Source organism: Rhodanobacter sp. G2-10, assembly GCF_055809185.1.
Genome location: NZ_CM147900.1, coordinates 1780673 through 1795048, shown reverse-complemented (window position 1 = coordinate 1795048; position 14376 = coordinate 1780673). Strand labels below are relative to the sequence as shown.

Annotated in this window: 11 protein-coding genes and 4 tRNA genes; 10 read left to right on the top strand and 5 right to left on the bottom strand. The window is 65.5% G+C overall.

Translation table 11 applies throughout. The features are described from left to right. The first annotated feature begins 11 nt into the window (after positions 1 to 11). The 5 genes from uvrC (at position 12) to AC0L58_RS08200 (ending at position 3097) form a co-directional block, all read left to right on the top strand. Positions 12 to 1853 carry an excinuclease ABC subunit UvrC gene (gene uvrC / locus AC0L58_RS08220; protein WP_473688438.1) on the top strand — a complete coding sequence of 614 codons (1842 nt, stop codon included), beginning with the start codon at positions 12 to 14 and terminating at the stop codon, positions 1851 to 1853. Positions 1854 to 1925: 72 nt separating this feature from the next. Further along, entirely contained in the window at positions 1926 to 2537 is a 612-nt protein-coding gene (pgsA, locus tag AC0L58_RS08215; protein WP_473688437.1) for a CDP-diacylglycerol--glycerol-3-phosphate 3-phosphatidyltransferase, read from the top strand. Positions 2538 to 2617: 80 nt separating this feature from the next. After that, positions 2618 to 2693, top strand: a tRNA-Gly gene (locus AC0L58_RS08210). A 140-nt stretch (positions 2694 to 2833) separates the two neighbouring features. Further along, positions 2834 to 2909 (top strand) — tRNA-Gly (locus AC0L58_RS08205). Positions 2910 to 3023: 114 nt separating this feature from the next. Continuing rightward, a tRNA-Cys gene (locus AC0L58_RS08200) sits at positions 3024 to 3097 on the top strand. A gap of 155 nt (positions 3098 to 3252) precedes the next feature. Here AC0L58_RS08200 and AC0L58_RS08195 read toward each other — a convergent pair. The 5 genes from AC0L58_RS08195 to AC0L58_RS08175 all read right to left on the bottom strand — a co-directional run bounded on the left by AC0L58_RS08195 (position 3253) and on the right by AC0L58_RS08175 (position 7141). After that, a tRNA-Leu gene (locus tag AC0L58_RS08195) sits at positions 3253 to 3339 on the bottom strand. A 55-nt stretch (positions 3340 to 3394) separates the two neighbouring features. Beyond that, entirely contained in the window at positions 3395 to 4627 is a 1233-nt protein-coding gene (locus AC0L58_RS08190) for a TraB/GumN family protein (RefSeq protein ID WP_473688436.1), read from the bottom strand. 71 nt (positions 4628 to 4698) lie between these two features. Next, positions 4699 to 5589 (bottom strand): carbon-nitrogen hydrolase, encoded by an 891-nt coding sequence (locus tag AC0L58_RS08185; RefSeq protein ID WP_473688435.1) that lies wholly within the window; start codon positions 5587 to 5589, stop codon positions 4699 to 4701. Between the two features lie 50 nt (positions 5590 to 5639). Next, entirely contained in the window at positions 5640 to 6674 is a 1035-nt protein-coding gene (locus AC0L58_RS08180) for an agmatine deiminase family protein (RefSeq protein ID WP_473688434.1), read from the bottom strand. A 107-nt stretch (positions 6675 to 6781) separates the two neighbouring features. Beyond that, entirely contained in the window at positions 6782 to 7141 is a 360-nt protein-coding gene (locus AC0L58_RS08175; RefSeq protein ID WP_473688433.1) for a hypothetical protein, read from the bottom strand. A 204-nt stretch (positions 7142 to 7345) separates the two neighbouring features. Here AC0L58_RS08175 and abc-f point away from each other — a divergent pair, with 204 nt between their 5' ends. The 5 genes from abc-f to asnB all read left to right on the top strand — a co-directional run bounded on the left by abc-f (position 7346) and on the right by asnB (position 14354). After that, positions 7346 to 9289 (top strand): ribosomal protection-like ABC-F family protein, encoded by a 1944-nt coding sequence (gene abc-f / locus AC0L58_RS08170; RefSeq protein ID WP_473688432.1) that lies wholly within the window; start codon positions 7346 to 7348, stop codon positions 9287 to 9289. Beyond that, positions 9286 to 10209 carry a phosphoglycerate mutase gene (locus AC0L58_RS08165; protein ID WP_473688431.1) on the top strand — a complete coding sequence of 308 codons (924 nt, stop codon included), beginning with the start codon at positions 9286 to 9288 and terminating at the stop codon, positions 10207 to 10209. Before abc-f ends, AC0L58_RS08165 begins: the two co-directional genes overlap by 4 nt. Then, positions 10206 to 11918 (top strand): single-stranded-DNA-specific exonuclease RecJ, encoded by a 1713-nt coding sequence (recJ, locus tag AC0L58_RS08160; RefSeq protein WP_473688430.1) that lies wholly within the window; start codon positions 10206 to 10208, stop codon positions 11916 to 11918. The genes AC0L58_RS08165 and recJ overlap by 4 nt, the downstream gene beginning before the upstream one ends. Before the next feature lie 67 nt (positions 11919 to 11985). Further along, complete coding sequence (locus AC0L58_RS08155; protein ID WP_473688429.1) at positions 11986 to 12351, top strand: SpoIIAA family protein; 366 nt, start codon at positions 11986 to 11988, stop codon at positions 12349 to 12351. Positions 12352 to 12686: 335 nt separating this feature from the next. Then, entirely contained in the window at positions 12687 to 14354 is a 1668-nt protein-coding gene (gene asnB / locus AC0L58_RS08150; protein ID WP_473688428.1) for an asparagine synthase B, read from the top strand. Positions 14355 to 14376: the final 22 nt, after the last annotated feature.

Here is a 14376-nt window from a genome sequence, read left to right as displayed (position 1 = left end):
AGAATGCCTCCATGCAGTCCGCGCAATCGCTCCCTTTTGACGGCAAAGCCTTCGTCCGCACACTGACTTCTTCGCCGGGCGTCTATCGTCATTTCGACGCGGCGGGCGAGCTGCTTTATGTCGGCAAGGCCGGCAACCTCAAGAAACGCGTCGGCAGCTACTTCCTGAAGCCGCGGATGGAGCCACGCATCGCGGCCATGGTGGCGCAGATTGCCCGGGTCGAGATCACGGTGACCCGCACCGAAGGCGAGGCGCTGCTGCTGGAATCGCAGCTGATCAAGTCGCTCAAGCCGCGTTACAACATCCTGCTGCGCGACGACAAGAGTTATCCCTACATCTACCTCTCCAGTGGCGAGGACTATCCGCGACTGGCGTTTCATCGCGGTGCCCGCAATCTGCCGGGTCGCTACTTCGGACCGTATCCGAGCACGCACGCCGTGCGCGAAAGCCTCAACCTGATGCAGAAGCTGTTCAAGGTGCGCCAGTGTGAGGACAGCTACTTCCGCAATCGCACGCGCCCGTGCCTGCAATACCAGATCGGCCGCTGCAGTGCGCCATGCGTGGGACTGATCAGCGTCGAGGACTATCGTGAAGACGTGCGCCACGCCGAGATGTTCCTGGAAGGAAGAGCCAACGCCGTGATCGACGAGTTGGCCGACGCGATGGAACAGGCCAGCAAGGCGTTGCAGTTCGAGCGCGCGGCGAAGCTGCGCGACCAGGTCGCCACCCTGCGCCAGTTGCAGGCCCAGCACCACGTGCAGGGCGCCAGCGCCGACATGGACGTGATCGCCTGCTGCATCGAGGCCGGCATGGCTTGCGTCAGCGTGCTGTTCTTCCGCAACGGGATCAGCCTGGGTACGCGCGATTTCTTCCCGCGGCTGCCGTTGGACGCCAGTTCGGCCGACGTGCTGGCGCAGTTCATCGCGCAGTACTACCTGGACCGGCCGGTGCCGCGTGAACTGATCCTGGGTGAGGAACTGGCCGACCAGCAGATCCTCGCCGAGTTGCTCGGCCAGCACGCCGGGCACGCGGTGGAATTGAAATCCAGCGTGCGTGGAGACCGCGCGCAGTTCCTGCAGATGGCCGAGCGCAACGCGCAGGCCTCGCTCACCGCGCGCCTGGCCAGCCGGCAGACTCTTGGCACGCGTTTCGATGATCTGCAGAAGGTGTTGGGGCTGGCGCAGCTGCCCCGACGCATCGAGTGCTTCGACATCAGCCACACGATGGGCGAACTGACGGTCGCCTCGTGCGTCGTGTTCGGGCCGGAGGGACCGGAGAAATCCCACTACCGCCGCTTCAACATCACCGGGATCACGCCGGGTGACGACTACGCGGCGATGCACCAGGCGCTGACCCGGCGCTTCCGCAAACTCGCAGAAGGCGAGGGCGCACGTCCGGATGTCCTGCTGATCGATGGTGGCGCAGGCCAGGTGGCGCAAGCCATGGATGTATTGGCTGAGTTGGCGGTCGAGGGCATCGAGGTGGTCGGGGTGGCCAAGGGACCCGGACGGCGGGCCGGGGAAGAAACCTTGGTGCTGGCGCGACTGGAAGCGGGAAGCACGGGGCGCGAGCTGCACCCCGGTTCATCCTCGCCCGCCCTGCATCTGGTCGCGGCGGTACGGGATGAGGCGCATCGCTTCGCCATCAGTGGTCATCGCAAGCGCCGCGAGAAGGCCCGCGAGCGCAGCGTGCTGGAGGATGTGCCCGGGATTGGCGCGCGCCGTCGCTCGGCCCTGCTCAAGGCGTTCGGCGGCATGCAGGGGGTGGAAGCGGCCGGCGTGGAGGAACTGATGCAGGTGAAGGGTATCGACCGCGAGCTTGCCGAACGGATCTATGCAAGCCTGCATGGCTGAACGTCAACCGAAGGACTGGCGTGGCAGCGACACGACGACGTGCGAAACTGCAACAAATAATCGGGACCCATCATGCGTATCAATTTGCCCACCTGGCTGACTCTTTTTCGCGTTGCTCTGTTGCCCGTGATGGTGGTGGTTTTCTACCTGCCATTTCGCGGTCACAACATTGCCGCCGCCATCGTGTTCATCCTCGCGGCGTTCACCGACTGGCTCGATGGCTTCCTTGCCCGGCGCATGAACCTGACTTCGGCATTCGGCGCGTTTCTCGACCCGGTTGCCGACAAGCTGATGGTGGCAGTGACACTGTTCCTGCTGGTGCAGTCCCATCCCAATACCGGCTGGTCAGGCATCCTGATGGCCGTGACTGCGGCGATCATCGTCGGCCGCGAGATCAGCGTCTCGGCCCTGCGTGAATGGATGGCTGAAATCGGGATGAGCGCGACCGTCAAGGTGGCGATGATCGGCAAACTGAAGACCGTGATGCAGATGGTGGCCCTGGTGGTGTTGATCGTGCAGCACGAGAAGGAAGCAACTGCGCTGCGGCTCTATCACATCGGCGAGGGCCTGCTGGTGATAGCGGGCATTCTGACCATCTGGTCGGGCCTGTATTACCTGCGCGCGGCCTGGCCCATGCTGCGCGGGGACGCGCCACTGAAACCCGAGGCTGGTGCTCAGCCCTGAATTGCCGCAGGATCCGGATGCAGTGGTTGTTGCAACGACTTGACGATCCCGATTCACGTATTAGAATGCGCGGCTCCGATGCGGGAATAGCTCAGTTGGTAGAGCACGACCTTGCCAAGGTCGGGGTCGCGAGTTCGAGTCTCGTTTCCCGCTCCAGAATGCCGAAAGGCCCCGGTTTGTCCGGGGCCTTTTTGTTGGTGCCCCGGTCGGGTTTCGATGCGCCACTCGCGGGCGCAAAAATCCGGACGACGACTATTCACACACAGGGACGTTCTGCTATCATTCACGGCTCCGATGCGGGAATAGCTCAGTTGGTAGAGCACGACCTTGCCAAGGTCGGGGTCGCGAGTTCGAGTCTCGTTTCCCGCTCCAGGTTTCAAGCGACAAGTGGTTTCAAGCTGCAAGCTGGAACAGAGCCTCGGGTCGCCGAGGTTTTGCTTTTTAGAGGCAACCTGCGATCATTCGGGTCGCTCATCACCAAGCAATGGCCAGGTGGCAGAGTGGTCATGCAGCGGACTGCAAATCCGCGTACGCCGGTTCGATTCCGACCTTGGCCTCCATTGCACAAGCGGCTGCAAGTCAGCCAACAGAAACCCGCCACTGGCGGGTTTTTTGTTGGGCTTGAGTGCACCACGGAAAGCTGCCGGGACGGGATGGGGCAAGCACCACTCCGATCTGGCAAATGCCTCTGGTGTGGTGGCAAGTGAGCACTTGCTGGTGCCTGGGGCGGGGGTCGAACCCGCATGGCCTTGCGGCCGAGGGATTTTAAGTCCCTTGCGTATACCAGTTTCGCCACCCAGGCATGGACTCGTTGCGCGCGACGGCTGTCGCCGGCGGCGCGAATGCTAGCACGCGATTCAGATCAGGCTCTTCACGATGTGGATGCCTGCGCTGTATTCGCCGATGAGCGTACCCACGCTGACCAGGATGAAGTTGAGCAGGGTTCGCGCGACGCGATTCTTCCACCAGCCGGTCCAGTGCACGATGTCGTCGCGCAGGCGGTCGAAGTCAGCCACGCGTGGACGACGTACCCAGGCTTCGGCCATCGCGCTGATGCCGCCGGCCGGGATGCCGGGGCGAAAGGGCTTGATCGGTGCGGCGATGAAGGCGGCGGCGATGCTCAGTGGATGGCCGCCTGCAGCCAGCGCACCCAGCGCGGCGAACCCGCCGGTGAGCAGCACCCAGGACATCAGCGCGTGGGCGCCGAGAGCGGGATTGCGATGGAACGCCCAGGCGATGGCCGCAAAGACCAGCAGCACCAGACCCACGGCCAGCCATTTCGGCCAGCGTGCCTTCGGCGGCGTCTGCGCCAGTTCGGCAACCTTCAGTGCGGGATCGTCCTGCTGCTCACGCAGCAGCGTGCACAAACCCTTGAGATGACCCGCGCCGATCACCACCAGCACACGCCGCGGTTCGCTGCTCGCGCTGCGCGAGGCTTCCTCGCGCAGGCGCGCCGTCATGAAGGCGTCGCGCTCGCCGATGAGGCTCTCGTAGAGCGGCTTCGAGCCGCTGGCGAACTCGCTGAAGGCGCTTTCCAGCAGATCACTCTGTTTGAGCTTTTCGACTTCCTCCTGGGCGATGTCCTCCCGATCGAACATGCTGGCCAGCAGCCCGCCGAGCAGACCGAAGCGCTGCCAGAAGCCCACGCTGCGCCAGGCTCGTTTGAGCGTGGTGCCTACTTCACGATCGATCAGCCACACGGGCAGCCCGCGCTCGTCGGCGCCGTCCATCGCGGCCTTCATCTCGGCGCCGGGCTGGATGCCGGACTGATCGGCCAGGCGTTTCTGGAACGTCGACAGCACCAGGCTGGCGGCGACCATGCCGGCCTTGCCCTGGCGGATCACCTGGAACAGGTCCATCTGCTTGAACGCTTCGGGATCACGCATGCCCTGGGCGCGGCTCTCGCACAGCTCCACCGCAACGGCATCGAAATGCTCGTGGGCGAGCAGGGCCTCGACCGCCTCCATGCTGGTGCGGGAGACGTGGGCGGTACCCAGAACCACGTAGTCGACCCCGTCGCGCTGGACGCGCTCGATCGGCTGACCGGCCAGGGCTGGCAGCGGGGTCACTTCGGTTTCGGGAACACTCATGCGGTCGGCGCGCCGGTCAACGGGTGGAATTCATGAATGGGGGCGAGAACGGTCGGGAACAAGCGACTGCCTCAGTCACGGAATCGCTTGAGCAGATCCGCGTAGGCGTCGATGCGCCGGTCGCGCAGGAACGGCCAGATTCGCCGCACGTGCTCGCTGCGGCCCAGATCGACCTCGGCCAGCAGCAATTCACGGCCATCGGTACCGGCGCTGGCCAGGAACTCGCCCTGCGGCCCGGTGACGAAACTCGAGCCCCAGAACTCGATGCCGGCACCCACGCCCGACGGATCGGCCTCGAACCCGGTGCGGTTGCACGAGAGCAGGGGCAGCCCGTTGGCTACGGCATGGCCGCGCTGCACGGTGATCCAGGCGTCGCGCTGACGATCCTTCTCGGCCTGGTCGTCGTTTGGATCCCAGCCGATGGCGGTCGGGTAGAACAGCAGCTCGGCGCCAGCCAGGGCCATCAGCCGAGCCGCTTCCGGGTACCACTGATCCCAGCACACCAGCACGCCAAGTCGTCCCACCGAGGTATCGATGGGTTCGAAGCCCAGGTCGCCGGGGGTGAAGTAGAACTTCTCGTAGAAGGCCGGGTCGTCGGGGATATGCATCTTTCGATACGTCCCCGCGATCGCCGCCGAGCGATCGAAGACCACCGCGGTGTTGTGGTACAGCCCGGCCGCGCGACGTTCGAACAGTGACGCGACAACGACCAGGCGCAACTCCTCGGCCAGTTTGCCGATCCGGTCGGTACCGGAGCCGGGGATGCTCTCGGCCTGGTCGAACACATCCACCGACTCGTGCTGGCAGAAGTACGGGCCGTTGTGCAGTTCCTGCAGCAGCACCAGTTCGGCCCCGGCCTCGGCGGCTTCGCGCAGGCCGGCCTCGATGGCGTCCAGGTTGGCATCGCGGCTGCCGCGATCAGTTTCCTGCAGCAGCGCGACCTTGAGCGTCTTGCGGGTCATCGGCGTGAGTCCTCGGCGATTGCCAGACCGTACAGTTTAGCCGATGCGGTTCAGCCGATTCCGACTGGGAGCTGCATGGTGATGCAGTGCAGGCTGCCGTTCTGCCAGATCAGCGGGCGGCAGGGCACCTGCACGATCTCGCGTCCGGGATGGGCCACGCCGATGATGCTGGCAGCCTCGGCATCGGCCGGGTCGCCGTAGGCAGGCACCAGCGCGGCGCCGTTGACGATCAGGTAGTTGGCGTAAGACGCGGCGAGCCGCCGACCTTCATCGAGGATGGGCCTGGGCCAGGGCAGCGGGTGCAGTCGGTAGGGCTGGCCATCGGAGGTGCGCAGCGCGGCGAGTTCTGCGGCCATGCGCTGCAGCTCGTCGTGATGCGGGTCAGCCGGGTCATCGCAGGCCTGGAACACGATGCCGTTGCCCGGGGCAAACCGCGCCAGCGTGTCGATGTGCGCGTCGGTATCGTCGCCTTCGAGGTAGCCGTGGTCCAGCCACAGGATGCGCGTGGCATGCAGACTGTCGCGCAGGATCGCGTTCATTTCCTCGCGCGACTGGTCGGGATGGCGTTGCGCCAGACAGCGCCAGGTGGTGAGGATGGTCCCGGCACCATCGCTTTCAATGCCGCCACCTTCCAGCGCCCAGTCGATGCGCTTGTGGCGGGCCCGGCCGAAGACGCCCGCTGCGGCCAAGCCTGCCACCAGCGCGTCATCCTGCTCGGCGCCGAACTTGCCGCCCCAGCCGGTGAAGCGGAAGTCGGTGAGCTGGAACGTTCCGTCCGCGGCCTTCAGCGTGACCGGGCCCGAATCGCGCAACCAAGTGTCGTCATAGGGCAGGGTGACGAATCGCACGCGCCCGGGCGCGACGTGTGCTTGTTCAAGCAACCCGGTGACATGGCGCTGCAAGGCGGTGTCCGGCACCACCACAACCAGGTGCTGGAAGCGCGTCACCGCGGCAGCCAGGGCCACGTAGGTGGTTTCCACCGATGCCAGGCGCTCGGCCCAATCGGTATCGGCATGCGGCCACGCGATCAGCACCGCGGCCTGCGGTTCCCATTCTGCGGGCAGCCGCAGCGATTGATCGGACATGGTGCAGCTTCTCACGCGGGGACGGGCTGCCAAGTGTAATGGTCAAACCCTCGGCACACGAAAACGCGGCCCGCGTCGCCACGGGCCGCGTCAGCCTGTCGTCGAAATCAATGGACGGCGGAGGGGTCGGTATTGTTGCCCGCTGGCGTGTTCAATACCGTGTGGATCACGTGGTTATGCTCGAAGTACACGATGAAATTGGCATAGTCCCAGCGATTGATCACCGGATGCTTCGCGCTGTCGCCACCGCGCGGCGCCAGTTTGCGCTGGGGCGCGCCCCAGCTCTTCTCGACCTGGCTCATGGTCAACCCGCGGCGCGGCAGGTTCATCGTCTTTTCCTGCTGCACCCGATGAATCAGCAGGCTGTCGCCATGCGTGGACTGGGCAGCGTTGGCCGCCGGTGATGCTGCAAACCCGGCAGCGATCATCATGGCGACGATCGGCAAAGTGTGTGTGAACTTGACCATGGTTCCCCTCTCCATACACGGCTGTATGCGGCGTCGTTTTACCAGACCCGGCCATGTTACGCCATGTCGGACTGCCTCGATTGCGATGGGTTCGGCATTCGACGCCAGAGCACGCCACCACCATCGATGGATCGAGAATAACCTCATCACCGTTATCATGGGCGGCTGCGGGTGCGGGTCTGCCCGGTTCGGATATGGTTTTTCATGATTTCCTTTCGACATTTTGCGTTGCGCCGAGGCAGCCGCCTGCTGCTTTCCGACATCGATCTCGTCATCCAGAGTGGCTGGCGGCTGGGCGTTACGGGGCGCAATGGCTGCGGCAAGTCCAGCCTGTTTGCCGCGCTGCAGGGGAAACTGGACGGTGATGCTGGCGAGCTGGAGATGTCCGGCAAGTTGCGACTGGCCTCGGTCGCCCAGGAGACGCCGGCCTTGCCCGACGCGGCGATCGACTACGTGCTTGCCGGCGACGAGGAACTGGCGGCCGCCCTCAACGATGAGGCCGACGCTGGCGATCGCGGTGACATGGAGGCGATGGCGAAGGCGCATCAGCGCATCGAGGAGCTGAACGGGTATGACGGCCGTGCCCGCGCCGGCCGTCTGATGCACGGCCTGGGCTTCGCGCCGGAGACGCATGAGCGTGCGGTGCAGGAGTTCTCCGGCGGCTGGCGTGGTCGTCTGAACCTGGCTCGCGCCCTGATGTGCCCCTCCGACCTGCTGCTGCTGGACGAGCCGACCAACCATCTCGACCTCGATGCCGTGCTGTGGCTGGAAGAGTGGTTGCGCCGCTACCAGGGCACCTTGCTGATCATCTCGCACGACCGCGAGTTCCTCGATGGCGTGATCACCCACACTTTGCATCTCGACGACGGCAAGGCCAGGCTGTACACCGGCAACTACAGCGCGTTCGAACGCCTGCGCGCCGAGCAGTTGCGCCAGCAGCAGATTTCGCACGAACGCGAGCAGGCCGAGCGCGCCCATCTGCAATCGTTCATCGACCGCTTCAAGGCCAAGGCGACCAAGGCCAAGCAGGCGCAATCGCGGATGAAGCGGCTGGAAAAGCTGGCCGGCACCGAGGCGGTGCGCGCCGAGCGCCCCTTCAGCTTCCACTTCGCCAAACCCGAGCGCGTACCCGATTCGATGGTGCAGCTCGAAGATGTCACGGCCGGTTACCTGGCCGACCCATCCACGCGCGGTGCCGACGAGGAGATCGCCAACGTCGTCCTTGCGGACGTGCGCTTCTCCATTGAAGCGGGCGAGCGGATCGGGTTGCTCGGCCCGAACGGCGCCGGCAAATCCACTCTGGTCAAAACCCTGGTTGGGGAGCTCGAGCCGTTCAGTGGCGAGCGCAAGGTGCACAAGGATCTGAAAATCGGCTATTTCGCCCAGCACACGGTCGAGAGCCTGCGCGAAGGTGCAAGCGCGCTCGATCATCTGATGGAACGGGCGCCGGGCGCGACGAACCAGGCGATGCGTGATTTCCTGGGCACCTGGAATTTCGCCGGCGACCGTGCATTCGAGTCAGTCGACGGTTTCTCCGGCGGTGAGCGCGCCCGCCTGGCACTGGCGCTGATCGCGTGGGACAAGCCCAACCTGCTGCTGCTCGACGAGCCCACCAACCATCTCGACCTCGACATGCGCGAGGCTCTGGCCGATGCGCTCGCCGACTTTGACGGTGCGCTGGTGCTGGTTTCGCATGATCGCCACCTGCTGGGCTTGGTCTGCGACAGTTTCTGGCGGATCGCCGACAGCGTGGTGGAGAGCTTCGATGGCGACCTGGACGACTATGCACGCTGGCTCAAGAGCCGCGGCAGCGCCAACAAGAAGGCGGCCAAGGCACAGGCCGCGGCACCCGTGACGGTAGTAAGGGAGATTCCGCCCGAGGAGCGTCGGCGCGATGCCGCTGCCCGGCGCGAGCAGGAAAAGACCTCGCGCCAGCGCGTCAAGCGGATCGAGGCGCGTACCGCCGCCATCGATGCCGAGCTGGCCGAGCTCGAGGCGAAACTGGCCGATCCCGCGACCTACAACGGGCCGACCAGCGAAATGATGCGCCTGGGTCAGCGGCAGGCCGAAGTGCGGCAGGAGAAGGAGGCGCTGGAAACCGAATGGCTGGAACTGGTCGAACAACTGGAAGCACAGGCCGCGTCATGACGGCACGCCAGGAAAAGACGCTGCATTTGTGGCTGCCGGCACGACAGGCGTTCGACCCAGGCCACCCACTGCTTGAACGCTTGCGCCGCGCCGATCGCCTGGGCGATGGAGCATCCGGCTTCCTGGAAGGGCTGGGCGAATTCTTCACGGGCGTCGATGCGCAGATGCCAGCCGCGGCGATCACCCGCGAGTTTCTGGTCGGCGACGCCGCCGACACCTGCTGGCTGTCGGCCGACCCGGCCTGGGTGCAGCCGGACATGACCGGCGCGCGCCTGCTCGCATGTGGCCAGCTGCAACTGGACATGGCCGAGGCACAGGCACTGGCCGGACCGTTGCAGCCGGTCTTCGCCGAGGCCGGCATGCAGTTGCTGGTGTCCACGCCGGACCACTGGCACGTGCAGTTGCCGCAAGCCCTGGCGCTACCCAGGTTCGATGCCCCGGAACAAGCCATGGGCGAAGATTTGTCGCAGCACCTGCCGCCGGGCGCGGAAGGCCGCCAGTGGCGCATTCTGCTCAACGATATCCAGGTCCTGCTGCATCAGCACCCGGTGAATGCCCAGCGGCGCGGGCGCGGGCTCGCGCCCGTAAACAGCCTGTGGTTGTGGGGTGGCGGCTGCTTGCCCAAGGCGATACGTGGCAAGCTGGATGGCGTCATCAGCGATGACTTGCTGCTGTGTGCGCTGGCTGCCCGCGCCCATGTCGTGCATCTGCCACGTACGGCCGAAACGGTCTCCAGCTCCGGCCGGGGTTGGCTGGTCGATTTGCAGGACCTGCCAGCCACGGAGATTGCCTCGGCCTGGTGGCCTTCGCTGCAGCCACTGTTCGAGCGCCATCCGTTGCGACTGCACTTCGGCAGCGGTGAGCGCTGGTTTTACCGGCCGTGGCATCGCTGGCGTTTCTGGCGTGGGGCAGGTCGTTGAGCGCATTGCAGCTGCGGCGTCGCGAAGCCGGCGCAGTGCCCAGTGGCTGGCCTGACTCGGTGCATCCGGTATTGCGCCAGGTCTACGCCGCTCGTGGCGTGCTGACGCCGGCGGATGCGGAACACCGGTTGGCGCGGATGCTTTCCCCGTCGGCACTGGGCGGCATCGACGAGGCTGCGACCTTGCTGCTCGAAGCCATCCGCAACGACTGGAGTATCGTGATTGCGGGTGACTATGACTGCGATGGCGCCACCGGCACCGCAGTAGCCGTGCGCGGCCTGCGCCTGCTCGGCGCACAACGGGTGAATTATGCGATACCCAATCGCTTCGTTCATGGCTACGGCCTGAGTCCGGCACTGGTGGCATCACTGCAGCCGGCACCGCAGTTGATCATCACGGTCGACAACGGGGTGGCCAGCCTTGCCGGCGTGGCGGCTGCGAAGGCGCGTGGCATCCGGGTCATCGTCACGGACCACCACCTGCCGGGCGAACAGTTGCCGGACTGCGATGCGATGGTCAATCCGAACCTGGCCGGCGACCCCTTCCCGAGCAAGATGCTGGCCGGCGTCGGCGTGATGTTCTACCTGCTGCTGGCGCTGCGCGCGAAGATGCGCGAGCAGGGCGCCTTTGCCCAAGCCGAGCCTGATTTGTCCTGCCTGCTCGATCTGGTCGCGCTGGGCACGGTGGCCGATCTGGTGCCACTGGATTTCAACAACCGCGTGCTGGTCGAGGCGGGGCTGCAGCGCATCCGCAGCGGCCGGGCCTGCGCCGGCATCACGGCACTGGTGGAGGCGGGCAAGCGCAGCCTGGCCACGCTGTGTTCCAGCGACCTGGGCTTTGCCGTGGGGCCGCGCCTGAATGCGGCGGGCAGGCTGGAGGACATGCGCCTGGGCGTAGAATGCCTGCTCACCGATGACGTGGCACGGGCGCGCGGCCATGCCGAACGGCTCGATGCGATCAACCGCGAACGACGCGAGCTGCAGGCCTCGATGGTGGCCGAAGCCGAAGTGATGGTCGCCGGGCTTGGTCATGTCGAGGCCGTGGGTGTCGCGTTGTACGAACCCTCGTGGCACGCAGGCGTGATCGGCCTGGTCGCCTCCAAACTCAAGGAACGCCTGCATCGCCCGGTGATCGCCTTCGCGCCCGCCAGCGAGGATGATCCCGACCATTTGCGCGGTTCGGCGCGCTCGATTGCGGGGTTTCACATTCGCGACGCGCTGGCGGCGATCGATGCGCGCCAGCCGGGGCTGATCGAGCGCTTCGGCGGCCATGCGATGGCGGCGGGGCTCAGCCTGAGCAAGGCGGACTATCCACGCTTCGCCGCCGCATTCGACGCCATGGCGATGGAACGGATCGCGCCCGAGCAACTGCAGGCACTGCTGTACACCGATGGCGAACTGCCGCCCGGCGCCGCCTCGCTGGATCTGGCTCGCCAGCTGCGCCATGCCGGGCCGTGGGGCCAGGCATTCCCCGAGCCGTTGTTCGACAACTGCTTCGAGTGCGCCAGCTGGAAGGTCATGGGCAGCTGCCACTTGCGCTTGCAGTTGCGCGATGCGCGCGATGGCAGCTTGCATGACGCGGTGATGTTCAACGCCTACCACGGCCAGCCGCCTCCGCCGCGGCTGCGGGCGGCTTACGAGCTGACCGTCAACGACTGGCAGGGGCGCGAAAGCCCGCGCCTGCTGCTGCGGCACATCGAGCCGGCCTGATATCGCCTGCACGCTCTTCACGTCACTTGCTCCAAACTGCGGGCAACGCCACGCATGGAGAACGCCCGTGATTGCCCAGATCGAAGGATTGCCCGCCGGTACGCTCGGCTTCCGTGCCCACGGCCAGGTCACCGCCGAAGACTACGAACGGATCGTGGTGCCGGACGTGGAGGCGGCGTTCGCACTCAATCGCAAGTTGCGGCTGTTGTATGTCACTGCCGATGATTTCACCGGTTTCGACCCGGGTGCGATGTGGAATGACGCCAAGATGGGCGCGCGTCATTTCAGCGGCTGGGATCGCGTGGCGCTGGTCACCGACGTGCCGTGGCTGCGTGGTACTGCGACGGCTTTCAGCTTTGCCATTCCGGCCGAGTTCGGCTTGTTCGAGTCCGCTGATCTGGACAAGGCAATCGACTGGATCAAGGCACCCTGAGGATTTGCGCGCAGCCACCCGAGCGCGCTTATAGCTCGAAATCACTTGCCATCGCCCCGGCAATCTGCTCAAGTGGGGCCATGTATTCCATTGCCACCCAATCGATGAGCCTCAGCGCGCTTTCCGCGTGCGGCTTCGTGTCGGCCGGCAACAACAATAATCGTGCGAACAATAACGCCAACCGTTGGCGGGCCCGCGCGTAGCTTCAAGTCTCCACGAAACAATACGCGAAGAAGGCCCGCCAAGTGCGGGCCTTCTTCGTTTTGGTGTGCGGGCATGGATGCCTGCTTTGCACCGCGATCATGGACGATTTCACAAACGAAAGGCCCAAAACCATGTGTTCGATTTTCGGAATGTTCGACCTGCAGCCGGGAGACGATCTGGCCGCACTGCGCCGGCAGGCACTGGAGCTGTCGCAGCGCCAGCGCCACCGGGGACCCGACTGGAGTGGCGTGTTCGTCGACGCCGGCGTGATCCTGGTGCATGAGCGGCTCGCCATCGTCGATCCCGCCAGCGGCGCACAGCCGCTGCGTTCACGTGACGGCGCGCTGGCGCTCGCCGTGAACGGCGAGATCTACAACCATCGCGAGCTGGCGTCGGAACTGGACTACGACTTCACCACCGGGTCGGACTGCGAGGTGATCAACGCGCTGTACCGCGAACACGGCAGCGGCTTCGTGCCGCAGCTCAGCGGCATCTTCGCGTTCGCGCTGTGGGACGGTGAGGCCGGGCGCTACCTGATCGCGCGCGACCCGATCGGCGTATGTCCGCTGTACTGGGGGCACGACGAGCAGGGACGCCTGTGCGTGGCTTCGGAGATGAAGGCGTTGGTGGGTTGGTGCGCGGACGTCACGCTGTTCCCGCCAGGCCACACCTACGACAGCGCCACCGGCAAGCTGCAGAGCTATTACGCCAAGCCATGGCGTGAGTACGCGGCGACGCGTGGGCGTGCCGTGGCGGCACCGGTCTTGCGCGAGGCCTTCGAGCAGGCGGTGCATCGGCAGTTGATGACCGACGTGCCGTACGGCGTGCTGCTGTCCGGTGGCCTGGACTCCTCCCTGGTCGCCGCCTGCGCCGCGCGGTTCGCGCGGGAACGGGTCGAGGACAACGATCGCAGCGAGGCGTGGTGGCCACGCCTGCATTCGTTCGCCATCGGTCTGGAAGGTTCGCCCGACCTGGCTGCGGCCCAGGTTGCCGCCGAGGCGCTGGGCACCGTGCATCACGGCTTCGTCTACACCTTCTGGGAAGGGCTGGATGCGTTGCCGGAGGTGATCCGCCACATCGAGACTTACGACGTCACCACCATTCGCGCGGCCACGCCGATGTACCTGCTGGCGCGTCGGATCAAGGCGATGGGGGTGAAGATGGTGCTTTCCGGCGAAGGCTCGGACGAGCTGTTCGGCGGCTACCTATATTTCCACAAGGCGCCCTCGGCCGAAGCCTTCCACGCCGAAACCGTGCGCAAGCTCGACGCGCTGCACAGCTATGACTGCCTGCGGGCCAACAAGGCGATGATGGCGTGGGGCGTGGAGGCGCGCGTGCCATTCCTGGACCTGGAATTCATCGATGTGGCGATGGGCATGGATGCCAGCCACAAGATGGCCGGGCAGGGCCGGATCGAGAAGTCCGTGCTGCGCGAGGCGTTTGACGGCGCCTTGCCCGATGCCATTCTGTGGCGGCAGAAAGAGCAGTTCAGCGACGGCGTGGGCTATGGCTGGATCGACGGACTCAAGGCGCACGCCGAGCAGCAGGTCAGCGACCGCGAGTTTGCCGCGGCGGCGGCACGTTTCCCGCTGAACACGCCGGCGACCAAGGAGGCTTACTTCTACCGGCGCATCTTCGAGCAGCATTTTCCCGGCGAAGCATGTGCGGCCACCGTGCCTGGTGGCAAATCCATCGCCTGCTCATCGCCGGCCGCACTTGCCTGGGATCCCGCCTTCGCGCATGCCGCCGACCCCTCGGGTAGGGCGGTGCGTGGGGTGCACAGCGACGCATTGGCTTGACCGGTTTGCTATCCTTGGAGAC